The organism is Treponema sp. B152, from assembly GCF_024181665.1.
Classification (GTDB): domain Bacteria; phylum Spirochaetota; class Spirochaetia; order Treponematales; family Treponemataceae; genus Treponema_B; species Treponema_B denticola.
The window spans coordinates 2,033,481-2,056,086 of sequence record NZ_CP058668.1 but is presented as its reverse complement, the minus strand read 5'-3'; the positions used below and the strand labels follow the sequence as shown (position 1 = coordinate 2,056,086).

Below are 22,606 nucleotides of genomic sequence, written 5' to 3'. Positions count from 1 at the left end.
GTTTAGGGCGGCTTTTTATATTTACATTAAATATCCTAATATGCTATACTGGTTTTTATAATTCAGGATAAAAAATGAAACAGCTTATAAAAATTTTGATTGTAGAAGATGATAATACTATAGCCTCGGTTTTAAAAAATAATTTGGAGCAATGGAACTTTAATGTACGCTGTGCAAAAAATTTCAGCAATATCTTGGAGGAGTTTGAAGACTATAAACCCTCTTTGGTAATAATGGATATAGGGCTTCCGGCATTTAACGGTTATCATTGGTGTTCCGAAATCAGGAATAAGTCTCAAGTCCCTATTATATTTTTATCTTCCCGTAACGATAAGATGGATATTGTAATGGCTATGCAAATGGGCGGCGATGATTATATCGAAAAACCCTTTGATATGGATATAACCATTGCAAAGATACAGGCCGTTATCAGGCGGACATACCAATTTACCGCTTCGATGAATGAAATCGGTTTTGCCGGGACCGTTTTAAATTTGAGCACACTCACTCTTGTGTATAATAATAAGACAACCTTGCTGACTGCAAATGAAATTAAAATCTTAAAATGTCTTTATTTGGCTCAAGGCGAATTTGTTTCGAGAGAAAAAATTATGGATGTGCTCTGGCAAAATAATCAGTTTGTGGACGATAATACTCTTTCGGTAAATATAACCCGCTTGCGTAAAAAGCTGGAAAACGCAGGGCTTTTTAATTTTATCGAAAACAAAAAAGGTTTGGGATATAAACTAAATGAACATCACGGAAACCGGTAAATTAAAATTAAGCATAATTATAAAAAGTTTTTTTAAAGATAATTTTTTATTTATATTTGTTCCGTTTCTTTTAATCTTCTTACAAGTGCTTATCTTATATTTAAGTAATGCCGAAAGGGGTCTCGTATCTTATATAAGCTCATTAAGTATTTCCATTTTGATTATCTTCTTTATATTAAAATTTATTTTTTACTATCGTAAAATAAAAAACTATTTTGACCTCGTGGAGCAATATGAAGTAAATTCGGAAAGCTCTGATGATGAAAAGTTTGAAAACAGGCTTGATCTTTCTTTATCGCAAATTATTTCGTTAAAAAAGATAAAAAAAATAATCTTGGAAAGAGAAGCTTCTATTTATAATAACCGGAAAATACTTATCGATCAAAACGATTATTTTTCTCTTTGGATTCATCAAATAAAAACTCCTATTACTTCTATAAATATTTTATTGCAAAATATGAATTCTTCAAAAGATGAAGTATTTGAAATAAAAAGAGCTCTTTTAAGTATAGATAATTATACCCAAATGGCATTGCATTATTTAAAGCTCCAAAGTCCTGATAGGGATTTGGACTTTATTAAGTTTAATTTAAATGAAGTTTTGCAAAACATCTTCCGTAAATACAGAAGTATTTTTATTTATAAAAATATAGAGCTTAATTATAAACCTTGTGATCTAAACATTATAAGCGATCAAGTTCTTTTTGAATTGATGATTGAGCAGATAATTTCCAACAGCCTAAAATATTGCGGCATAGACGGCAAAAGAGGAATTTTAAGCATCTATATTGAAAATCAAAATCCTTCAATCCTTGTAATTGAAGACAATGGAATCGGAATAAGCCCTTCAGACCTCCCCAAAATCTTCGATAAGGGATACTCCGGTTTAAACGGCCGTCTCAGCGAAAAAGCTACAGGCCTCGGCCTCTACCTTGCTCGGGAAATATCCGAAAGGCTCGGCTGCACTCTTACAATAAACTCTCTTCAAGGTGAATGGACTAGAGCAGAGGTTAAACTCGGAACGGAAACCTCAATAGACCTATTCGATAACCCCGTTGTTGAACAGGTTTAATCCTTACAAAAATGTAAGTCAAAAAAACAAAATGTAAGGCTCCGTCAATGCAGGATTTTAAATTTTTTGATAAAATTGTTTAAATCTTATGGAGTTTTATAGAGGTGTTTTATGGAAACATTACTTGATGTTAAAAATATTCAAAAAATTTACAAGTCCCGATTTTCAAAACAGGGAACGGTTGCCTTGCGCGATGTAAGTTTTTCGGTAAAGAAAAATGAATTTACGGCTATTATGGGAGAATCCGGTTCGGGGAAAACGACCTTGCTTAATTTACTTGCAACCTTGGATAAACCTTCTTCCGGTGAGATATTTTTAAAAGGAGAACCCATATCCAAAATAAAGGGCAAAGACATTTCTGCTTTTAGACGTAATAAATTAGGCTTTGTGTTTCAAGATTATAATCTCTTGGATCAGTTTTCCGTAAAGGATAATATATTACTTCCTCTTGTGCTCTCAAATTATCCTATTGATGAGATGAATAAAAGACTTCTTCCTCTTGCTGAAGCTTTGAGGATTTCAGATATTCTCGAAAAATACCCTTATGAGATTTCAGGCGGGCAATGTCAAAGGGCTGCGGCTGCAAGGGCTTTTATTACAAAACCTCAACTCATCTTGGCCGATGAACCTACAGGTGCTCTTGATTCAAAATCATCGGATATGCTTTTAGAAACTTTTTCTCAAATGAATGAGGCAGGGCAGACCATCATAATGGTAACCCATAGTGCACGGGCGGCAAGTTATGCAAAGCGTGTTTTGTTTTTGCGTGACGGAAATATTTATTACGAAATATATAAAGGCGATATGGGACAGGCTGTCTTTAGGGAAAGAATCAACGAAGGGCTTTTTATGATGAACAGAATGGATTCGTAAAAGGAATAAGGTACAGAGAGGAAACTTTATGAAATTTAATTTTTATTTTCAGCTTGCCAAAAAAAATATTTCTACGGGAGCAGAAACTTATATTCCCTACATTTTTGCCTGCTCACTTTCGATAATGATGTTCTCGATTATGTATACGCTTTCAAAAGAAGCCTTTAGTCAAAATTCAGCCGGTTTAATTACCTTGATGAATTTCGGTGTGATAATAGTAGGTTTCTTTTCAATGATTTTTATCTTTTACGGAAATAAATTTTTGATTAAAAACAGAGTGAAAGAAATAGGATTGTATACCGTTTTGGGACTCGAAAAAAAGCATATTGCAGGAGTTTTATTTTTTGAATTCCTAGCCTGTTATTTTTTGAGTTTAGTCTTTGGAGCAATCGGCTCCGTTCTTTTCGGAAAATTATGCTTTTTAATTTTGTTTAAGGTAAGCGGTATTCCTTCAAAAATAAACTACAGTCTTTCCTTTAGCTTTTTAAAACCTGCGAGTATAGTATTCTTTTGTTTTTTTACAATAAATTATCTTTATAATTTAAAGAAGATAAGTCTTTTAAATCCCATTCAGCTTTTAACCGAATCAAAGAGCGGAGAAAAAAGATCGAAATATTTACGCTTAAAGACATTCCTTGCTATTCTTTTTATCGGAAGCGGTTATACCCTTTCAGTTTTAAGTCTTAATCCCATAGCTGCCTTAAAAACATTTTTACCTGCCGTTCTTCTTGTGATTGCCGGCACCTTTTTCTTTTTTGAAAGTATTACCATTTTTATTTTAAATAAAATGAAAAAACGTAAATCCTATTACAGGCCTGCAAAATTTATTTCCGTTTCTGGAATGATTTATAGAATGGGTCAGCATGCAAAAGGTTTGGCAAGCATTTGTATTTTGCTTACGATGATCTTACTTACCCTGGCTTCAGTAACAAGTATTTATATGGTAAGCGAGAAAATCATATCAAAGGCCTTTATACGAAATCATCAATTGAATAGGCTCTTTAAAAAAGACAATGTAGAATTACAAAATAAAGAAAGCTTAATTGCGGACATAAAAGAGATAGGCTTAAAGTATAATATGGAAACAAATGATTTTTTATATGTAAGATATTTTTATGGAATTTCAAATATAAACGATAATACTCTTTATGAAAATGATGATTCATATTTTTCCCGCAACAATGTTCAGATTATGTTGTGCAGTTTTGAAGATATTAAAAATATTTTCCCTGATAAACTCTATAAAAAATTATTGACTGACGCTGCAAGTATGAGTGATGATGAGTTTTTTATTTTTTCTAATAAGAAGATTGACTACAAAAAACCCTTACAGATAGGGCAAAAAGAATTTAAACTAAAAAAACTTGAAAGCGAATTTGTTTCTATAATGAATAACTCGCCCTATATTCCGTATTCTCCCTTTCCTTATATAAATCTGATAGCTAAAAATTCTGAAAGTCTTGAGCTTATTAAAAATGAGTTAAACGCATTAAAAGAAAACGCAAGGGCTCGGTTTAAAAATAAAAAACTGCTTGCACTTGAAGAATCCTTGTTTTGGAATACTTCCGCCGATAATCTTAAAACTATTCCTCCAAACTACATTCAAGACATAAAAAAATTGGCAAAGTCTTCGGAGGCAGATTTTTTTTATGATAATAAATTTCAGTCTTATAAAGACAGAAGAGAATTTGACGGAAGCTTTTTATTTTTAGGAGGCTTTTTAAGTCTTATGTTTTTAATATGGCTCATCCTAATTATGTACTTCAAACAGATTGCTGAAGGTGTAGAAGATAGAAAACGCTATCAAATAATGCTAAAAATAGGAATGGACTCTTCTTTAATCAAAAAAGCTTCACACTCCCAGCTTGTCTGGCTCTTTGTGCTGCCTGTTTTGGTTTCTATAGTTCACTGCTTTTTTGCTTCTCCATTGTTCAGCCGGCTCCTATTGGTCTTCGGACTTTTTAATACGGCAGTCTTTTTTGCCGCCCTGCTTTTAACCGGAGGATTTACCCTGATTTTATATTTGTTTTTTTATAAGATTACTTTAAATAAGTATAATAAAATTATCCGATAGGACAAAGGCTGTTCCATTTGGGAGCGGCCTTTGCTGGATACTATTTTCCCCGATATTTTTTCAATGCTTTTTTTATATCCTTGATTGCCCAGTCATAATGACTGGAAGTTGCAGACACACAGTAACTTCCGAGAGTGGTTGTACCGGTCCAGTCAAAATATTTTTTTGAAAAAAGTTCATCATTGGAAAAAGTTTCGATTAGTTTCATAACTTCTTTATGAGTTTTTTTAAGCATTTTTTCGGCGTCGGCATAAGGGGTGCCTTGATGTTTTTTCCAAAACTCAACATTCATTTCAGGATAAGTTTTCCAGTTGTAAGGTTCAGGCAAAAAGGCTGCCGGTTTTCCTTGCGTGTTGGACTTTATCCAATTCAATAAAAGGCAGTGCCATTCATAAAGATGAACAATTACATCGCGTAGATTTTTATCGCGCTCGTTCGGATTTATATCGGCAGTTCTTTCTTTTTCGGTCATACCGTCAATTAAGTTCCACAGTTTTTCAAACTGCTCATTTGAAGCAAAAATCAAATCTTCTTTTGTTGTAGGTCTCGGCATAGGTTTCTCCCATAAAAATATGTAAACTCATTATAGCACATCAACCTGTCAGAATGTGTCAGGTTTTAAAAAGAATTTAAACTTTTCTATGCTTTTTCATAATTTTTTCTGCAAGTTGGGCGATTTCGGTTTTTAAGTTTTCCGGTTCAAGGATTTCTACTTCGGTGCCGAGCGACAAGATAAAACCGCAGACCCACGAATCAAAGGGGAGAGCTGCATTCAGGGTATATGAGCCGTCGGAATTTTTTGCGATAAGTTCAGGAGGAAATTCATCGTAGAGTCTGTAGGCGGTTTTAGCAGTGCATTTTAATTTAATGTTTGTAAGGGGAGGCGGTGCCGCTTTTTTATCGTCAGGTATTTTGCCGAGCAGGTCTGCACGGTTAAATGTTTTTAAGGTCTTTATAATAGAAAGTATACGGGTTAATCTAAAAAGTCTGCATGCGTTTTTTTCTGTACAATAGCATTCGGCATACCAAGCCTTCGATTTATACAAAAGACGTAAGGGGTAGACGGTTCGTTCCGTTTTTTCTCCGTATGAGCTGAGATATTCCAGCTTGACGGCTCTTCTTTCTAAAATTGCATCTTTAAGCGTTTTAAAAAGGTGATGATCGTTTTTGTTGTCCCAGCGGGAATAATCAATCCTGATCCAATCGGCATTTTTTTGAAAGATTGCAGATAAGCGGTTTAAGATAGATTCGGTGTGTATCTCATCGATTGGTGAAAGGCATTGCAAAGCAAGCAGTATTTTCTCCTGCTCTCCTTTTGTCAAAATTGATTTATTGATTGTGTAGCTTTCATCGATAAAAATACCTCCGCCGGTACCCTGCATCGTATACACGGGGATTCCTGCACTGCTTAAAATATCCATGTCGCGGTAAATAGTACGAACCGATACGCCGAATTTTTTTGCAAGTTCTTGTGCAGTTGTCTGCTTCCGATTGAGAAGGATAAATACGATTTCAAAAAGTCTTTCCGAGCGCATAGTTAAACTCTTAAAAATTCAGGAAAACGACCACTACAGATATGACCTCCTGCCTAACATTCTTCCTGAATTTCTTCATATAATTTTAGTTTGGGAATAGCAGCCTGCATAAGCTTAAAATGTTTATCATTTGTCCATATTTTGCAATCATATTTTATTCCAAGATATGCAATTATAGCATCTTGAAATGGAACTGTAAGACCTGTTTCTTTGAAGGTAATAAATTGTTTTGCAAGCTCAATCCAATCATTCTCAATAAAATCTAAGTAATAAAAACCGTTTAGTGCTGTTTCGATATGTAAAAATTGCGAATCGGAATTACTTCCTCGTAAAAGTTCTGTTTTAATAACACCGCAAATTGCTATATCGTTTTTCTCAAAAATTTTCTTTACTTTGGCTGTTGGTTTGTTCCAAAAATCTATTATTATATTTGTATCTACTAAAATCATACAAGACTTTTTTCCCGTAGTTCAGTAACGGCATTACAATCTAATTGAATTTTTCCTGCCAAATCAAAAAATGCTTGCTTGCTTTTGACTTCTGTATGCCTAGTTAAAACACTATTTTGCTCCGATTGGAGAAACTTAATAAATACAGAAACAGACATCAAAAGTTGTTCCGGTAGAGTTCGTATTTGCTCAATTAATATATCATAAGACATAATTCCTCCCCCATAAAAACTTTTTGCAAGGATTATCAAATCATGAAAAAAGTTTTTTCAAGTGTGTGCTATAAAAGCACATACATATAATAATACGATGTTTTGTACTCAAAGTACAAAACTCGGTAGATAAACAGTGAGGTTGAATTCCTGCCGAACTGTTTATCATATCTCCTTGCTTTAATCATATCACAAAAAACACTAGGTTTCAAGCTAACCTGTACAAAAGATCGAAACGGGCGAATGAAAAAAATATGGTTTGATGAAGTGAGCAGGCTTGTATACCGAGTGAGCAAAAATACTTTGGAAATTCTTTCCTGCGCGGACATTACGAGGATTAATCGAAATGCGGTTACGTATAGTATGGATAATCATTTAATTTTATTGAACATTCTTTTTCCAGTTTTCCAATTTCAATAATGGAATATTCTCAAAATGCTTTGTGTTATTTGTTACTAAAGTCAAATCGTTGTAAATTGCCGTTGCTGCAATAAATAAATCCATATCTTCTATTCTTATTGCCTTTGCATACAGCTTTGCCTTTATGTCGGCAAATACTTCCATGACATCAGCATTTAATTCTTCGATGGGATAAATTTCGCGAATATGATTTACCTTTATCATATTCTTATGTTCATTCTGAGACCGCTTTGCACCAAAGACAAGTTCTGCATAAGTAATCATCGAAATAGAAATAGGAATATGCTTGTTTTCTTCAAATTTTGCCAGTACGGTCTTGTCGCCTCGGAGTGCAAAAATTATTATATCAGTATCAATCAAATATGCCATCTAAAACCTCAAATCTTGTTGAATTGATACGGGAATCTCTTATATCATCGATAATTTCTTCTGCGCTTCTTAAATCTTCCCATGAGCCTGCAAGTTTTAAAAATTCCTCTGTAGCATTTTTTGTTTTTACGGGAGCAGAAGTAAAATAATCTTGTAAAATTGTGATAACTTGCTGACTGACTGATCGGTTATCTCGTTTTGCTGCGAATTTTAATCTGTCATATAAACGATCATCCATATCACGGACTTGTAAAATTGCCATACCATACCTCCAAGTATATTATATAAGATATTGTATGAAAAATCAAGCAAAATTCATTATGCAAACAAATTCGAGAAGATTGGTAATCATTTAATTTTATTGAAGCTTCTTTTATCATTTTTCACCATAATGTGTTCTACACTGAATTATTTGTATCACATTATCGACTATTCTATAAACCAATCTATTTTTTTTATCTATTCTGCGGCTCCAGAATCCTGACAGATTTCCCTTTAATGGCTCAGGGCTGCCTAAACCATTGTGACCATTCCTTTCAATATCTTTAATCAACATATTGATTCTTTTTAGTGTTTTTTTATCTTCTGTTTGCCAATAGACATAATCTATCCATGCATCTTCATCCCATGCTTTAATCATTAGCCTATTCCACTATATCATGCACTATATATTTCCCTTCATTCATTCGTTTAGCAGCAGCATGTAGTTTTTTTTGATTATATTTATTATAAAAACCTCTTTCATCACTTATAATTTTAAATGGTATACCGCCGATTCTCAATGATTGACGAATGAAAATATTAAATGCAGTTGTCATATTCATGCCTAAACTGTCAAAAAGCTGTTCAGCCTCTTGTTTTACTTCGGAATCCATTCTTATGTTGACATTTATTTGAGCCATAAAACCTCCTAATTTATACCTATATTTTATATATAATTATATATAATGTCAATAATTATATATAAAATATAGTAATTTTTGAAATAAGTTATCAAGAAAATAAAAAACCCGACAGGCAAAAGGAGGAGAAAAACCTGTCGGGAAACTGCAAAGGAGGTATATTGAATTGTTTGTTGTCGTTCAACATACACTAAACAAAACTATTTAGGGGCTTTTGGTTACATAAAAATGTAAAAATTTAAGAAAAATTTTTACATTTTTATGTAAAAAGAGCATTTTTTTTGTAAAAAAGTGTTCCTAAAGGTTTATTCTAAAAATACCGATAAGAAAGTGTGAAATGCCGTATTTTTAAGAATAATATTTTAAAAAAACTTGTCTTGTTCGTGTTTGTTTTGCTTTTTTCTCTCCTTTTTGCTCAAGAGGGTGAGAAAGATGCCGAATTTCTCTTTAAATTTAAATTTATTGACGATGATGCATATAAGATTCACTCCGTTGTAGATGAAAAGGTCTATGTAAACGGAAAATTTCATCATAAAGCCCAAATTATCAATAGAATTGAGGTAGAAGTCTCGGATATAGAAACCGGAGAAGGCGATAAAACCGCTTCAGCCCTCTTTTCGTGTATGTTTATGACCAGCGAGCAAAATTCCAACAAAACCTTCGACTGGTCTCGAAATTACCCGAGTATTTTTAGGAGGGATGATGCCGGTTTTTACTCTATAGGCGATGAATATTTTATGCCTGTGGTACGGAATGTGCCGACATTTCCAAAGCATCCTGTTAAACCCGGCGATACTTGGACCGGCGAAGGCTTCGAAGCCCATGATTTTAGGGATGCATTCGGCATTGAAAAACCTTTCACCTTTCCGTTCAAAGTTGAATATCAATACATAGGACTTGCAGAAATAGACGGTCAAATCTACCGCCACATAACTGCAAGTTATGACTTAAACCACGTTGTTCCTCAAAATGTTCTTAAAAATTATAAGGGAAAAATAGACGTGCCTGTCAAAATTTTAGGAAAATCGAGACAAAACCTATATTGGGATGAAGAAAGAGGTAATCTCTATTGCTATAATGAAGAATTTAGCATTAAAATGCTCCTTTATTCAGGTTACACTTATGACTTTATAGGGACTGCAAGGGCTAAGGTTATTGAAGTAAAAAAGATTGATACAGCCGCTGAAGAAGAAATAAAAAAGAGTGTTGAGGACCTAAATCTTGAAAATACCACTATTGAAAAAACCGATGAAGGCCTAACAATCAGCATTGAAAATATCCAGTTTTTGCCCAACTCTGCAATTTTACGAGAAAGTGAAAAAGAAAAATTAAAAAAAATAGGCGAAATTCTTTTAAAATTTCCCGATAGGGAATTTTTGATCTCCGGACATACGGCCTTAGCAGGTACCGAAGAAGAAAGACAAAAGCTCTCCGAAGAAAGGGCTGCTGCCGTAGCTAATTATCTTATAGAGTTGGGCGTTCAAAAAAGAGAACACGTATATACCCGAGGTTTCGGTGCCCGCCGGCCCGTCGCTGCCAATAATTCACCTGAAAATATGGCTAAAAACAGACGTGTCGAAATAACTATCTTGGATAAGTAAAATTTAAAAAAAGCCCCTAAGCGGTTCTTTTGAAAGGAGAGGGGGGGAGGAAAACTTTTATCCGAAAAAGTTTTCCTCTCCTCCTTAAGTTTTAGAAGGGTCTATCAGCCAAATACTTGTATTCCTGCCACTGCCTCTTAGCCTTAGCAACAGCCTTATCCAAGAGCATTTGAGCTCTTGCAGGATCGGCATTCTTTAAGGTCTTGAAGCGGACTTCTTTGTACATAAAGTCTGCAAGATTAAAGTCCGGTTCCTTGCTGTCAAGCTGGAAGGGGTTTTTACCCTGCTCGACAAGTCTCGGATCGTATCTGTACAAGGGCCATAAACCGCAAGAAACAGCTTCTTTTTGGTTTGTCATACCCTTTGTCATGTTGATACCATGGTTGATACAATGACTGTAAGCGATGATAATCGAAGGTCCGTCATAGCTTTCGGCTTCGCGGAAGGCCTTGATTACCTGACTCATGTTTGCACCCATAGAAATATGAGCGACATAGACATAGCCGTAGCTCATGGCCATCATACCCAAGTCTTTTTTGCTTACTTCCTTACCTGAAGCGGCAAATTTTGCAACTGCACCGATAGGTGTAGCTTTTGACATCTGTCCGCCGGTATTCGAGTAAACTTCAGTATCCATTACAAGAACATTGATGTTTTTACCTGAAGCAAGAACGTGATCTAATCCGCCGTATCCGATATCGTAAGCCCATCCGTCTCCTCCGAGGATCCAAACTGAGCGTTTGATAAAGTGGTCGGTTAAAGAATCCAATTCCTTAGCCAATTCGTCTTTTGAACCTGCTAACTCTTTTTTAAGCTCTGCAACAAAGGCTCTCTGGTCTTCAATAGCTGCATCATCTTCTTGAGCGTTATTGAGAATCTTGTCGATTACGCCGGCTGCAATACCTTTTGCCTTTGCCTTAGCGGCAACTTCGCGGGCATAAACGGCGAGCTTATCGCTTGTCAACCTCATACCGTAACCGAATTCCGCTGCATCCTCAAACAAGGAGTTAGACCAAGCCGGGCCTCTTCCGTCACATCGTTTTGCATAGGGTGTTGTGGGCAGGTTTCCTCCATAAATTGAAGAACAGCCTGTTGCGTTTGCAATAACGGCTCTGTCTCCGAAAAGCTGTGAAAGAAGCTTTACATAAGGTGTTTCACCGCAGCCTGCACATGCACCTGAGAACTCGAAAAGAGGTCTCTTCATACCGATGCCCTTGGGAACGCTCAAATTAAGCTTCTTTACATCAGGCTCAGGAATATCGTTAAAGAAGAAGTTCCAGTTTGCAACTTCCTGCTTTCTGTGTTCAACAAAGTTTTCCATATTGATGGCTTTAATTTCGGGATTTTCCTTGGACTTTGCAGGACACTGCTGAACGCAAAGACCGCAGCCTGTACAATCTTCCGATGAAACTTGAATTGTAAATTTAGCTCCTTCAAATTCCTTGCCCTTATAATCGCAGGATTTAAAGCCCTGGGGTGCCTTTGCCAAAAGTGAGCTGTCATAAGCCTTCATTCGGATACAGGCATGGGGACAAACCATGACACACTGACCGCACTGAATACAGATGTCGCTCTTCCAGATCGGAATATGTTCTGCGATAGCTCTCTTTTCGTATTGAGTGGTAGCGGTCGGGAAGGTACCGTCTTCAGGCATTTCGCTGACCTTTATATCATCACCTTTTTGGATGGCAACCTTGCCCAAAACATTCTTTACGAATTCGGGAGCATCGCCTGCGATTGCAGGGTGCATCTTGAGCTTGCTTGTTGCTGTCTTGGGATAATCAACCTTTTCAACTCCCTCAAGAGCCATATCTATTGTCGTAATATTCTTTTGAACGATTTCCGGACCTTTTTTTCCGTAGGACTTTTCAATGAATTTTTTGATTAGATCTACGGCTTCGGCTTCAGGCAAGATTCCGAAGATTTTGAAAAAGGCGGTCTGCATAACAACGTTAATTCGGTTACCCATTCCGGCTTTTTCTGCAATCTTAATAGCATCGATTACATAGAATTTAGCTTCTTTTTCGATAATCTGCTTTTGAACTTCGATGGGCATATTGTCCCATATTTCATTCTTTCCGTAAGGAGCGTTCAAAAGGAAGGTTCCGCCTTTTTTAAGGCTGTGGAGCATATCATAGGTTTCAAGATAGCTGAACTTATGGCATGCAACGAAGTCCGCATTTGTAATTAAGTAGGGCTTTCGGATTGCGTGTTTTCCGAATCTCAAGTGAGAAATCGTAAAACCGCCCGACTTTTTACTGTCATAGGAGAAGTAGGCTTGTGCCTTATTGTCTGTGGCTTCACCGATAATCTTAATAGAGTTTTTATTGGCACCTACGGTACCGTCTGAACCCAAACCGAAGAACATAGCCTGATGCATGTCCTTATCTTCAAGTTTAAAGTTGGGGTCATATTTGATGCTGGTGTGTGTAACATCATCTTCGATACCTACGGAGAAGTTGGTCTTCTTTTCGCCTTCAAGGTTGTCGAATACACCCTTAACCATTGCCGGTGTAAATTCTTTTGAACCGAGACCGTAGCGTCCGCCGATGATAACGGGATAATGAGTAAAGGGGCATTTTTTTGCAGCCTGCATTTCGCCGATGGCTGTTCTGACATCTTCGTAGAGGGGTTCACCTAAAGAGCCTGCTTCCTTACATCTGTCGAGAACTGCAATTCCTTTCACTGTGGTCGGAATAGCCTTTACAAAGTGCTCAGCGCTGAAGGGCCTGTAAAGCCTTACTTTAATAACACCGTATTTTCCGCCCTTGGAATTAAGTTCGTCTACCGTTTCTTCAACAGTATCCGCACCTGAACCCATGAGGATTATGATTTGCTCGGCATCCTTTGCTCCGTAGTAGTCATAAAGATGATATTGTCTTCCTGTAAGTTTTGCATACTTATCCATTTGTTTTTGAACAATTTCGGGAGTAGCAAGATAGTATTTATTTACGGCTTCTCTGCCTTGGAAGTAAATATCGGGGTTTTGAGCTGTTCCGCGGAGTTCGGGCTTTTCAGGGGTTAAACCGCGTTTTCGGTGAGCTCGAACAAGCTCATCGCTTACCATTTGGCGCATAATGTCATAAGAAACTTCTTCAATTTTTTGAATTTCGTGAGAAGTTCTAAATCCGTCAAAGAAGTGGAGGAAGGGAACTCTTGCTTCCAATGTGGCTGCATGAGAAATAATGGCAAGGTCCATAACTTCCTGAACCGAGTTGGATGCCAACATAGCCCAACCTGTCTGGCGGCAGGCCATTACGTCCTGATGATCTCCGAAGATTGAAAGAGCACTGCAAGCTACGGCTCGGGCAGCAATGTGGAAAACAGTGCTGGTCAACTCGCCGGCTATTTTGTACATGTTCGGAATCATTAAGAGCAAGCCCTGAGATGCTGTAAAAGTTGAAGAGAGAGCTCCTGTGGTCAAGGCTCCGTGTACGGCACCTGCAGCACCTCCTTCGGATTGAAGCTCAACAACATCGGGGACAGTACCCCAAATATTTTCTCTTCCGCGGGCTGAATATTCATCAGCAACCTCACCCATCGGACTTGACGGTGTGATCGGGTAAATGGCAATTACCTCGCTTAAGGCGTGGGCAACGTGACCGGCAGCAGTATTACCGTCGATCATTACAAGTTTTTTTTCTTGGCTCATAAAAACCGTCCTTATAAAAGTATTAGGGATTATTCAAGTCTATTACAAAAAGAAAATATGATTTTAGAAGCATACTGCGTATAATGGAAATGAACAGTCCCGATAAACAAGCTTACCATAAATTTTATATTTTTTCAAGAGACTAAGTCACATTATGAAAAATGAAAAATGAGTGCAAAGTTTATACGTCTTTCTTATTGAATATTAATTTTCAAATTGTTATATTATACAGGAGATTATAGGAGTCATGATGAAACTATTAGATATACAGGGACTTCAAATGTCGGTTGACGAGAAGCAGATTCTTAAAAACCTTAATTTGAGTATAAACAAGGGCGAGGTTCATGTGGTCATGGGGCCAAACGGAGCAGGAAAGTCCACCTTGGCGGCTGCCATAGTAGGAAATCCTCGATACAATATCGATAAGGGAAAGATTTATTTTGAAGATGAACTTATAAACGATGTTCCCGTCTACGAAAGAGCCCGTAAAGGTATATTTCTTTCTTTTCAGATACCTGAAGAGGTGCCGGGCTTAAAAGTAGAAGAGTTTTTGCGCGCTTCAAAAGAAGCCGTAACGGGTGAAAAAACACCTGCGATAAAATTTCACAAGCTTTTATCGGACACAATGAAACAGCTTAAAATTAATCCTGCATACGCAAACCGCAGCCTAAATGTCGGTTTTTCGGGCGGAGAAAAAAAGAAAAACGAAATCTTACAGCTTGCTATTTTAAACCCCAAGCTCGCAATCCTCGATGAAACGGATTCGGGGCTGGATATTGACGCTACAAAGATAGTCTTTGAAGGCGTTTCCAAAATACGCACCCCCGATATGGGAATTTTAATTATTACCCATCATAATAAAGTTTTAGACTATATAAAGCCCGATTTTGTACACATTCTTGTTGACGGCACTATTGTCAAAACAGGCCGTCTGGAACTGGTAGAATATATCGAAAAGAACGGGTACGAAAACATAAAAGAATGCCTATGAGTAAAGCCATAAACCAAAACACAGATAAAGCACCGGAGGAGACAACCCTCTTTCAAGAAAGAAAGCGTACCTTTGTTTCGGATATAGAACGCGGAGTCTATGACATAAAGGACAGCATCGATTATAAATATTCGACGGGGCTCGGCTTAAACGAAGAAGTCGTAAAAAAAATATCTGCACGTAAAGATGAGCCTGAGTGGATGCTGGACTTACGCCTTAAATCCCTTGCATACTTTAATGCTCGGCCCATGCCTGACTGGGGAGCCGATATTTCCGATTTGGATATTCAAGAGATAATCCACTACATTGTTTCCGACACAAAGCCCTTGGCAGAGACTTGGGATGACGTTCCGGAAGAAATAAAAAAGACCTTTGACAGGCTGGGTATACCGGAAGCGGAACGCAGTTCCCTCGCAGGAGTGGGTGCCCAGTACGATTCGGAAGTCGTTTATCACAGCCTAAAAGAAGACTTAGAAAAACAGGGCGTAGTCTACTTGGATATGGAAACGGCCGTTCACAAGTACGAAGATATAGTAAAAAAGCATTTTATGCAGCTTATAAAGCCGAATGACCATAAATTTGCAGCCCTCCACGGCGCCGTTTGGTCGGGCGGCTCCTTTGTGTATGTTCCCAAGGGTGTAAGGGTCGAGCTTCCGCTTCAATCCTATTTTAGACTAAATGCCCAACAGTCGGGACAGTTTGAGCATACTCTTATAATTGTAGAAGAAGGAGCCTACCTCCATTTTATTGAAGGATGCAGTGCCCCCAAATACTATAAAAATGCTTTGCATGCAGGGGCTGTCGAGCTCTATGTAGGAAAAAAAGCAACCCTGCGTTACTCGACAATCGAAAACTGGTCGCGAAACCTATATAACTTAAACACTAAGAGGGCCATAGTCGAAGAAGACGGAGCTATTGAATGGGTTTCGGGTTCATTCGGTTCAAGGGTTACAATGCTTTATCCTATGAGCATCTTAAAAGGCGACCGCTCCCGTTCGGAGTTTACAGGGGTTACTTTCGCTTCGGAAGGGCAGTGCCTTGACACGGGAACTAAGACCGTTCACATCGGAAAAAACACCGTTTCGGAAATGCGCTCCCGTTCCATCGCAAAAAACGGAGGGGAAGCAAACTACCGAGGTCTTTTATACATAGGAGCAAATGCAACCGGGGCTAAGGCTGCGGCCGAATGCGAATCCCTAATGCTTGACGATAAATCCCGCTCCGATACGATTCCGATTATAGAATCCCATATCGATGATGTAGATATAGGCCATGAGGCCAAAATCGGAAGGATAAGCGAATCAATGGTGTTCTACCTTATGCAAAGAGGTTTGGATGAGGCTGCTGCAAAATCCCTTATCATCAAGGGCTTTGTCGAACCTATCTCCAAGGAACTGCCTCTGGAATATGCCGTTGAATTGAACAATCTTATTACAATCGAATTGGAAGGAACTATAGGATAGATATGAGTGACAGAACTTATTTTAAACGGCTTGATTACACAAAAACGGATATCCCTTCAAAGCCTTTTTGCAATTTAACCTGCAAGGCCAACGGCCGGGCTGAAGCTGAAAATATAGAACAAATGCCGATTGAGCAATTTTTAAAAACAGCCCCTTCAAAAGATATAGAAAAATTCTTTGATTTTACTAAGACAAAACGCGAAAAAAATTGCGGCCTCGGAGACAATTATGTTCAAGAAGTAAAGGATAAAAGAAATTCCGGTATTTACTTAAAAGTAAAAAAGTGCGCGGATAATGAACAGGCTGCGAATGTTCTAATCAATTTTACAATGGATCAGAACAATAATGTTCTTTATGACCAAAATCTTATTGTAATTGAAGAAGGGGCAAGGGCTAAGATCTTTTTTTATCATGATGTAAAGGCCTACGATTGCTCAAAGGCTGATCTTTTTAGAAACGGCCTACTAAGCATAGTTGCCGAAAAAAACTCTCAAGTAGAATTTATAAAGGTACAAAACTTGAGCCATTGCGGCATTAACTTTGAAACCGTAAAAATCTTTGCGATGGAGAAGGCCCAAGTAACCCTTTACGATATTCAGCTTGGGGCAAAGATAAACGGAGCTTCAACTTCTACCTATATGCCTGAGGAATGGGCCGAGGTTCAAATATACCCCCTCTACTTTGCAGATAAGACCAGACGCATCGACTTGGAGCAAAATTTTATCATCAACGGGAAAAATTCTCTCGGTGCAATTACCGCAAAGGGTGCCTTAAAAAACAAGGCTCACAAGATGTTCCGGGGCAATATCTTTTTAAACAGGGGCTGCTCAAAATCCATTGCAAAGTTTTCGGATAACACGATTATGCTCGATAAGACCACTGTGGGTGCTACAATTCCGACAATCTTTTGCGATGAGGATGACGTTATAGGAGAACACGCTGCGAGCTTTGAGGCGGTAAACAAGGACAAGCTTTACTATCTTATGACCCGCGGTTTTGACGAGCTGAGCGCCAAAAAGCTTATAATCGAAGCCGCCTTTAAACCGGTTTTTAACCGCATTGACGATGAAACGATAAGAGAAAAGCTCCTAGAGGAATTCAGGATAAGCTTAGATGAGATAAAGGAATAAAAATGTGCCTTCTTTTATAGGGTCTTTCTTCAATACTTAATCCTGTAGCTTTTGCGATAACTTCCACGGCAAAACCCATTTCTGTTAAGTTTCTAGCAGTTTCAAGTTTGTTTTGGTGTGCCCCATCGGCAAAACCTTGTTGGATACCTTGTTGAAAACGATTATCATTTAATAATCGCTTTTCCGATTGACTTTTTTTTAAATTATTGAGATATTTAAAGAATGAGTGATAAAAAAGAAATTGTTCCGATAGAAAGCTTGCTACCTCAAAAGTTAAACATTGTTCCTTTGAGCGGCAGGCCGATTTTTCCCGGCATTTTTACGCCGCTTTTAATTAATGCCCCCGAAGACATAAAGTCAATCGAAGATGCCTATGCCGGCGACGGTTTTATAGGGCTTACCCTTCTTAAAAACAATATAGAAAACCCTCAAGCCAAGGACTTGTACAAGGTAGGCTGTGCCGCAAAAGTCGTGCGTAAGATAAATCTGCCCGACGGCGGGATCAACGTTTTTATAGCCACTCAAAAACGCTTTAAGATACGCAAAACCGTAAACGATACAAATCCCATAGTCGTAGCCGTTCAATATCTGGATGATGAAGAAGAAAAAAGCCACGAGGTGGAAGCCCTTACCAGAGCCCTCATAAGCGAGATGAAGCAGCTTTCTGAAAACAATCCATTGTTCTCCGAAGAGATGAGGCTCAATATGATCAATATTGACCATCCCGGAAAAATAGCCGACTTTATTGCAAGTATCTTAAACATTCAAAAAGAAGATCAACAAAAGATTCTTGAAACCTTAAACGTAAAAAAGAGAATGGAAGAGGTCTTTGTTCACATTAAAAAAGAACAAGAACTTTTACAGGTTCAGCGCAAGATACAGGATGACCTTAACATGCGTGTCGAAAAAAATCAACGCGACTATTTTTTAAGGGAAGAACTTAAATCCATCAAAGAAGAATTGGGGCTGACCACGGATCCTAAGACCAATGAAGAAGAAAATTTTGCAAAGAGGATAGAAGAGTTTCAGTTTACCGGAGAGGTAAAAGAAGTGGTGGACTCCGAGTTTGAAAAATTTAAGATGCTCGACCCCTATTCTTCCGAATACATAGTTACTCGCAATTATTTGGAAACCATTCTTTCCCTTCCGTGGAAAAATTCGGAACCCGAAGAATACGATATTGCAAAAGCTCAAAAGATTTTAAACAAGGATCACTACGGGCTTGAAGACGTAAAGACCCGAATAATAGAATACCTTTCCGTTCGTAAATTAAAGAAGGATACAAAGGGTTCGATTATTCTTTTGTTGGGCCCGCCCGGTGTAGGTAAAACGAGTGTCGGAATGTCCATAGCCAGAGCTATGTCTAAGCCCTTCTTTAGATTTTCAGTCGGAGGCATGAGGGATGAGGCCGAAATAAAGGGGCACCGAAGAACCTACATAGGAGCCATGCCCGGTAAAATCCTTCAGGGCTTAAAGATAGTAAAAACCAATTCTCCCGTTTTTATGATAGACGAGGTCGATAAGATGGGCCAAAGCTATCAGGGAGACCCTTCAAGTGCCCTTCTCGAAGTTTTAGACCCCGAGCAAAACATAAACTTTAGAGACCACTATTTGGATTTGCCCTTCGACCTTTCCAACATAGTTTTTATCCTCACGGCAAACACCCTCGATTCCATTCCCCGCCCTCTTTTGGACAGGGCCGAGGTAATAAAGCTTTCCGGCTACATTGATTCCGAAAAGGTGCAGATAGCAAAAAAACACCTTATTCCCAAAAGCCTTGAAAAGCACGGCCTTAAAAAGAATCAGGTAGTCTACAGTCAGGATATGCTCCTTTACATTGCCAACTCTTATGCAAGGGAAGCCGGAGTGCGCAACTTTGAAAAGAAGCTGGATAAGATTCACCGCAAGGTTGCAACCGAAATTGTAAACGGCAAAAGAAAAGAAGACGAAAAGCTGATCGTAACAAAGGCCGACATTGAAAAGATGCTTGGCAAGGTTATCTTCCGCGATGACGATATTAAAAAGGCCGACGTTCCCGGTACCTCGATAGGTCTTGCATGGACATCTATGGGCGGAGATACTCTTTTGATAGAAACTGCATCTATGCTTGGAAAGGGCGGCTTTAAACTCACAGGCCAAGCCGGAAATGTTATGAAAGAATCCGCAGGCATAGCCCTTTCATGGACTCGAATGTTTGCCGTAGACCAAAAAATAAAAAAACCGGACTGGTTCGAAAAAAATATAATTCACCTTCACCTGCCGGAGGGAGCTACCCCCAAAGACGGACCGTCTGCCGGTATCACTATGGCCACAGCTCTTTTATCTCTTTTTTCAGGGAAAACCATCAAGCCTAAACTTGCAATGACCGGAGAGCTTTCGCTTACAGGGCAGGTTCTTGCCATAGGCGGCCTAAAAGAAAAAACAATCGCCGCCCGCCGCAACGGTATAAAGGAAGTCATCATTCCTCAGGCTAACACAAGGGACTTGGACGAAATCCCCGAATACATTAAAAAGGGCATTAAGTTCTACCCCGTAAGCCATGTTGAAGAAGTTTTGGATATAGCCTTTAGGGGTGCATTGACGAAGAAAAAAAGATAGACGAGCGGTATGATGTTTTCTTAAATGTACAAACTACCGTATTTTTATAAAAAATAATCTTAAAACCTCTTTACAAAATATGTAAAATAGTGTATATTGTTTTACATGATAAGAGAAAGATTGAAAGAAATTGATTTTAAGCTAACAGATTTAGCTGAATACTTAAAAATTTCCAGGCCTACTCTTTATAAATTCATTGATTTATACGATAAAAAAGACTATCAATCAATAAATAATCATGTTTTATCCTTATTAAAATATATAGATGAAAATCCTCTTGTAGGAAAGAAATCGTCAATAAACTATATATTAACTAATTTGGTAGATGAAAAAGAATTAGGAACGGAGACTGATGTAAGTCTATTTATGCAAGTCAAAAAACTTATCATATCCGAGCCGGATTCAAGTAAATCGAAGTTTTTAGAATTACTGGTTAAAAAAAGTGATTATAATGACATTTGTGAGTATTTTATTAAAATATATCCTTTATTGAGAAAAAGGAATCTGAGTAAAGAAGAAATTGAATTATTAAAACCTTACGATGAAATTCGTAATATCATAGATAATAAACATAAGGAGAAATAACAAATGGAAAAGGCATTAAGAATTGAAGCATTTAGAAATATTGGTTTTAAAAATAAAAAGCCAAACACTGAAAGGCTGGTGCTTAGTCACTCTTTAAAGAAAAATGAAATAGGAGATTTAATAATACTTATTGGAGCAAACAATTCAGGAAAAACTAATGTTTTAGAGGCTTTAGATATATATAGTAATTCTGAAATTAGCACAAGAGATGTTTCTGATTTGTTTATGGAAGAAGAATGTAGAGAGCCGAGTCTAACCTTATCTTACAAAAATGATAAAGGTGATAAGGAGTATTCTTTAAAAAAAACTATGGATGGGAAAAGACAAGCAAATTATCCAAAAGAAAACGAAGATTCCAATTGCATTGAATTTGAATATCTTAACCAAGAAAATATATTGGATGAATTAGAAGTAATTGCAAACTATGAAGAAGACTATCTCTCGAGTAGTGAGTTCCGGCAAATAATGGAATCTGTTAATTTTGAGGAATTAACAAAACCTGAATTTGACAAGATTGTATTAAAATCTTTTTCGTTGTTAGATAAACTAGTAAATAATTATACTCATAATTATAAGTATGGTGTTATATCTTTTCGTCGTAATGATAATGATTTTATCGCGTACTTACAAGATAATTCAACACTTTATGATGAGTATATAAACTATAAAGAAAATGACTCTGATCCATTGAGAATTCTTGAAACAAACTTTAGAAAAGAATTTAATTATGATTTTAATAGTAAAATATCATATTATAAAGAAAGAATAATTAGTAATGATCATTTATCATGCAGTCCTGATGAAATAGAAAACAATTTCTTTTTTAGTAAATTACTTAATTCAATTAATACTAAGCCGGAAGAAATTTTAAAGGCATATGAAGTTTTTGAAGAACAAAAAAATAACAAAGGCGTATTAAAGCAATTAGAAAAGAAATTAAACAAAAAATTAGCAAAAATTTCATCTGATTTTAATAAATTATATTATCTTGAAAATAATAAATACTCATTTAATATAGATTTAGAAAGTGAAACAATTTATTTTTCAATATTTAGGAATGAACAATCATTATTTTTAGATTATCAATCAACCGGTTTTAAATGGTTTTTCAATCTTTATTTTGGATTATTAAATAGTATTGAACTAAATACTGGTGATATTATCATTATGGATGAACCTGCAACTCATTTACATCCTAAAGGACAAAGAGAATTAAGACAATTTCTAAAAGAATTTGCAATACGTAATGATATTTCTATCATTATTGCTACTCATTCCCCTTTTTTAATAGATTTAGATTATCTCGATGAACTTAGGATAATAGAAAATAATGACAATATCACTTCAATTACAAATAATTTTGCAGCAGTCAATACTGATGATCCTGATTCTTTACTTCCAATTAAAAATTCATTGACTGTTGAAAATCACGTAATCTGTAATCCTGATAAAAAAATAATTTTTGTTGAAGGTATAACTGATTATAATTATTTGACGGCATTTAAAAACAAATTAAAAAAGGAAGAATTGGTATTTATTCCGATTAACGGATTAGGTAAATCAAAAGAAGAAAATATGCAAATTAGTAAACGCCTCATTGAAATAAGAAAAAACGATCCTATTTTGTTGGTAGATGGTGATAATGCCGGGAAGATCATGGAGAGCATCAATGAAAATTCTGAGTTGGAAGTTATTTCTTTAGAAAAAATTCAGAATTATTCATTCAAGACAATTGAATCCTTATTTTCAAGCGAAGACATGGAAAAATTTGGATTAAAAGATAAACATGCTTCTACATCGTCTTTATTTAAGAAAAAAATATTATTTAATGAAGAATCGGTATCTGAAGAAACAGAAAATAATTTTAAAGCATTATTTGAAAGATTATGTGAATAAATCTTTTATCA

The 22,606-nt window shown here is 36.8% G+C and carries 20 protein-coding genes; 11 read left to right on the top strand and 9 right to left on the bottom strand.

All coding sequences use genetic code 11. The features are described from left to right. Positions 1–74 precede the first annotated feature (74 nt). The 4 genes from HYB91_RS09610 to HYB91_RS09595 all read left to right on the top strand — a co-directional run bounded on the left by HYB91_RS09610 (position 75) and on the right by HYB91_RS09595 (position 4,792). Positions 75–773 carry a response regulator transcription factor gene (locus tag HYB91_RS09610; RefSeq protein ID WP_002677024.1) on the top strand — a complete coding sequence of 233 codons (699 nt, stop codon included), beginning with the start codon at positions 75–77 and terminating at the stop codon, positions 771–773. After that, positions 751–1,845, top strand: a complete 1,095-nt coding sequence (locus HYB91_RS09605; RefSeq protein WP_002677026.1) for a sensor histidine kinase — start codon at positions 751–753, stop codon at positions 1,843–1,845. The genes HYB91_RS09610 and HYB91_RS09605 overlap by 23 nt, the downstream gene beginning before the upstream one ends. 111 nt (positions 1,846–1,956) lie before the next feature. Next, on the top strand, positions 1,957–2,718 hold the full coding sequence (locus tag HYB91_RS09600) for an ABC transporter ATP-binding protein (RefSeq protein ID WP_002677028.1): 762 nt from the start codon (positions 1,957–1,959) through the stop codon (positions 2,716–2,718). A 28-nt stretch (positions 2,719–2,746) separates the two neighbouring features. Then, a complete protein-coding gene (locus HYB91_RS09595; protein WP_002677030.1) occupies positions 2,747–4,792 on the top strand; it encodes an FtsX-like permease family protein in 2,046 nt (681 codons plus the stop codon). A 40-nt stretch (positions 4,793–4,832) separates the two neighbouring features. Here HYB91_RS09595 and HYB91_RS09590 read toward each other — a convergent pair whose 3' ends face one another. From HYB91_RS09590 to HYB91_RS09555, 8 genes are all read right to left on the bottom strand, one after another. Continuing rightward, entirely contained in the window at positions 4,833–5,345 is a 513-nt protein-coding gene (locus HYB91_RS09590; protein WP_002677032.1) for a ClbS/DfsB family four-helix bundle protein, read from the bottom strand. Positions 5,346–5,421: 76 nt separating this feature from the next. Then, positions 5,422–6,327 (bottom strand): helix-turn-helix transcriptional regulator, encoded by a 906-nt coding sequence (locus tag HYB91_RS09585; protein ID WP_002677034.1) that lies wholly within the window; start codon positions 6,325–6,327, stop codon positions 5,422–5,424. Between the two features lie 53 nt (positions 6,328–6,380). After that, the gene (locus HYB91_RS09580; RefSeq protein WP_002672336.1) at positions 6,381–6,776 is read right to left on the bottom strand and encodes a PIN domain-containing protein; all 396 of its coding nucleotides are present in this window, start codon (positions 6,774–6,776) and stop codon (positions 6,381–6,383) included. Next, positions 6,773–6,988, bottom strand: a complete 216-nt coding sequence (locus HYB91_RS09575) for a hypothetical protein (RefSeq protein WP_002672335.1) — start codon at positions 6,986–6,988, stop codon at positions 6,773–6,775. The genes HYB91_RS09580 and HYB91_RS09575 overlap by 4 nt, the downstream gene beginning before the upstream one ends. Positions 6,989–7,369: 381 nt before the next feature. Then, positions 7,370–7,777: a type II toxin-antitoxin system VapC family toxin gene (locus tag HYB91_RS09570; protein ID WP_002677037.1), complete on the bottom strand. Its 408-nt coding sequence runs from the start codon at positions 7,775–7,777 to the stop codon at positions 7,370–7,372. Next, on the bottom strand, positions 7,761–8,039 hold the full coding sequence (locus HYB91_RS09565; RefSeq protein WP_002677038.1) for a FitA-like ribbon-helix-helix domain-containing protein: 279 nt from the start codon (positions 8,037–8,039) through the stop codon (positions 7,761–7,763). Before HYB91_RS09565 ends, HYB91_RS09570 begins: the two co-directional genes overlap by 17 nt. A 114-nt stretch (positions 8,040–8,153) precedes the next feature. Next, complete coding sequence (locus tag HYB91_RS09560) at positions 8,154–8,417, bottom strand: Txe/YoeB family addiction module toxin (RefSeq protein ID WP_002677039.1); 264 nt, start codon at positions 8,415–8,417, stop codon at positions 8,154–8,156. A gap of 4 nt (positions 8,418–8,421) precedes the next feature. Next, positions 8,422–8,679, bottom strand: coding sequence for a type II toxin-antitoxin system RelB/DinJ family antitoxin (locus HYB91_RS09555; protein ID WP_002677040.1), 258 nt, complete (start codon positions 8,677–8,679; stop codon positions 8,422–8,424). Positions 8,680–9,011: 332 nt separating this feature from the next. Between HYB91_RS09555 and HYB91_RS09550 the strand changes: the two genes are divergently transcribed. Further along, the gene (locus HYB91_RS09550) at positions 9,012–10,280 is read left to right on the top strand and encodes an OmpA family protein (RefSeq protein ID WP_002677041.1); all 1,269 of its coding nucleotides are present in this window, start codon (positions 9,012–9,014) and stop codon (positions 10,278–10,280) included. 91 nt (positions 10,281–10,371) lie between these two features. Here HYB91_RS09550 and nifJ read toward each other — a convergent pair whose 3' ends face one another. Next, entirely contained in the window at positions 10,372–13,932 is a 3,561-nt protein-coding gene (gene nifJ / locus HYB91_RS09545; protein WP_002677043.1) for a pyruvate:ferredoxin (flavodoxin) oxidoreductase, read from the bottom strand. 250 nt (positions 13,933–14,182) lie between these two features. Here nifJ and sufC point away from each other — a divergent pair, with 250 nt between their 5' ends. The 6 genes from sufC to HYB91_RS09510 all read left to right on the top strand — a co-directional run bounded on the left by sufC (position 14,183) and on the right by HYB91_RS09510 (position 22,595). Further along, on the top strand, positions 14,183–14,923 hold the full coding sequence (gene sufC, locus HYB91_RS09540) for a Fe-S cluster assembly ATPase SufC (protein ID WP_002677044.1): 741 nt from the start codon (positions 14,183–14,185) through the stop codon (positions 14,921–14,923). Continuing rightward, entirely contained in the window at positions 14,920–16,386 is a 1,467-nt protein-coding gene (gene sufB, locus HYB91_RS09535; protein ID WP_002677045.1) for a Fe-S cluster assembly protein SufB, read from the top strand. The genes sufC and sufB overlap by 4 nt, the downstream gene beginning before the upstream one ends. A gap of 2 nt (positions 16,387–16,388) precedes the next feature. Further along, positions 16,389–17,516: a Fe-S cluster assembly protein SufD gene (gene sufD / locus HYB91_RS09530; RefSeq protein ID WP_002677046.1), complete on the top strand. Its 1,128-nt coding sequence runs from the start codon at positions 16,389–16,391 to the stop codon at positions 17,514–17,516. 222 nt (positions 17,517–17,738) lie between these two features. Next, on the top strand, positions 17,739–20,114 hold the full coding sequence (gene lon, locus HYB91_RS09520) for an endopeptidase La (protein WP_002677047.1): 2,376 nt from the start codon (positions 17,739–17,741) through the stop codon (positions 20,112–20,114). A 120-nt stretch (positions 20,115–20,234) separates the two neighbouring features. After that, complete coding sequence (locus HYB91_RS09515) at positions 20,235–20,699, top strand: hypothetical protein (RefSeq protein ID WP_252508185.1); 465 nt, start codon at positions 20,235–20,237, stop codon at positions 20,697–20,699. Between the two features lie 3 nt (positions 20,700–20,702). Beyond that, a complete protein-coding gene (locus HYB91_RS09510; protein WP_002672323.1) occupies positions 20,703–22,595 on the top strand; it encodes an AAA family ATPase in 1,893 nt (630 codons plus the stop codon). Positions 22,596–22,606 lie beyond the last annotated feature (11 nt).

Excerpts from the sequence above, each read along its gene's own strand:
- HYB91_RS09605 (WP_002677026.1), top strand. The coding sequence starts at position 751 with ATGAACATCACGGAAACCGGTAAATTAAAATTAAGCATAATTATAAAA.
- lon (WP_002677047.1), top strand. The coding sequence starts at position 17,739 with ATGAGTGATAAAAAAGAAATTGTTCCGATAGAAAGCTTGCTACCTCAA.
- HYB91_RS09575 (WP_002672335.1), bottom strand. The coding sequence starts at position 6,988 with ATGTCTTATGATATATTAATTGAGCAAATACGAACTCTACCGGAACAA.
- HYB91_RS09585 (WP_002677034.1), bottom strand. The coding sequence starts at position 6,327 with ATGCGCTCGGAAAGACTTTTTGAAATCGTATTTATCCTTCTCAATCGG.
- HYB91_RS09560 (WP_002677039.1), bottom strand. The coding sequence starts at position 8,417 with ATGATTAAAGCATGGGATGAAGATGCATGGATAGATTATGTCTATTGG.
- HYB91_RS09590 (WP_002677032.1), bottom strand. The coding sequence starts at position 5,345 with ATGCCGAGACCTACAACAAAAGAAGATTTGATTTTTGCTTCAAATGAG.
- nifJ (WP_002677043.1), bottom strand. The coding sequence starts at position 13,932 with ATGAGCCAAGAAAAAAAACTTGTAATGATCGACGGTAATACTGCTGCC.
- HYB91_RS09600 (WP_002677028.1), top strand. The coding sequence starts at position 1,957 with ATGGAAACATTACTTGATGTTAAAAATATTCAAAAAATTTACAAGTCC.
- HYB91_RS09610 (WP_002677024.1), top strand. The coding sequence starts at position 75 with ATGAAACAGCTTATAAAAATTTTGATTGTAGAAGATGATAATACTATA.
- HYB91_RS09555 (WP_002677040.1), bottom strand. The coding sequence starts at position 8,679 with ATGGCTCAAATAAATGTCAACATAAGAATGGATTCCGAAGTAAAACAA.
- sufD (WP_002677046.1), top strand. The coding sequence starts at position 16,389 with ATGAGTGACAGAACTTATTTTAAACGGCTTGATTACACAAAAACGGAT.
- HYB91_RS09510 (WP_002672323.1), top strand. The coding sequence starts at position 20,703 with ATGGAAAAGGCATTAAGAATTGAAGCATTTAGAAATATTGGTTTTAAA.
- HYB91_RS09595 (WP_002677030.1), top strand. The coding sequence starts at position 2,747 with ATGAAATTTAATTTTTATTTTCAGCTTGCCAAAAAAAATATTTCTACG.
- HYB91_RS09580 (WP_002672336.1), bottom strand. The coding sequence starts at position 6,776 with ATGATTTTAGTAGATACAAATATAATAATAGATTTTTGGAACAAACCA.
- HYB91_RS09570 (WP_002677037.1), bottom strand. The coding sequence starts at position 7,777 with ATGGCATATTTGATTGATACTGATATAATAATTTTTGCACTCCGAGGC.
- sufB (WP_002677045.1), top strand. The coding sequence starts at position 14,920 with ATGAGTAAAGCCATAAACCAAAACACAGATAAAGCACCGGAGGAGACA.
- HYB91_RS09565 (WP_002677038.1), bottom strand. The coding sequence starts at position 8,039 with ATGGCAATTTTACAAGTCCGTGATATGGATGATCGTTTATATGACAGA.
- sufC (WP_002677044.1), top strand. The coding sequence starts at position 14,183 with ATGAAACTATTAGATATACAGGGACTTCAAATGTCGGTTGACGAGAAG.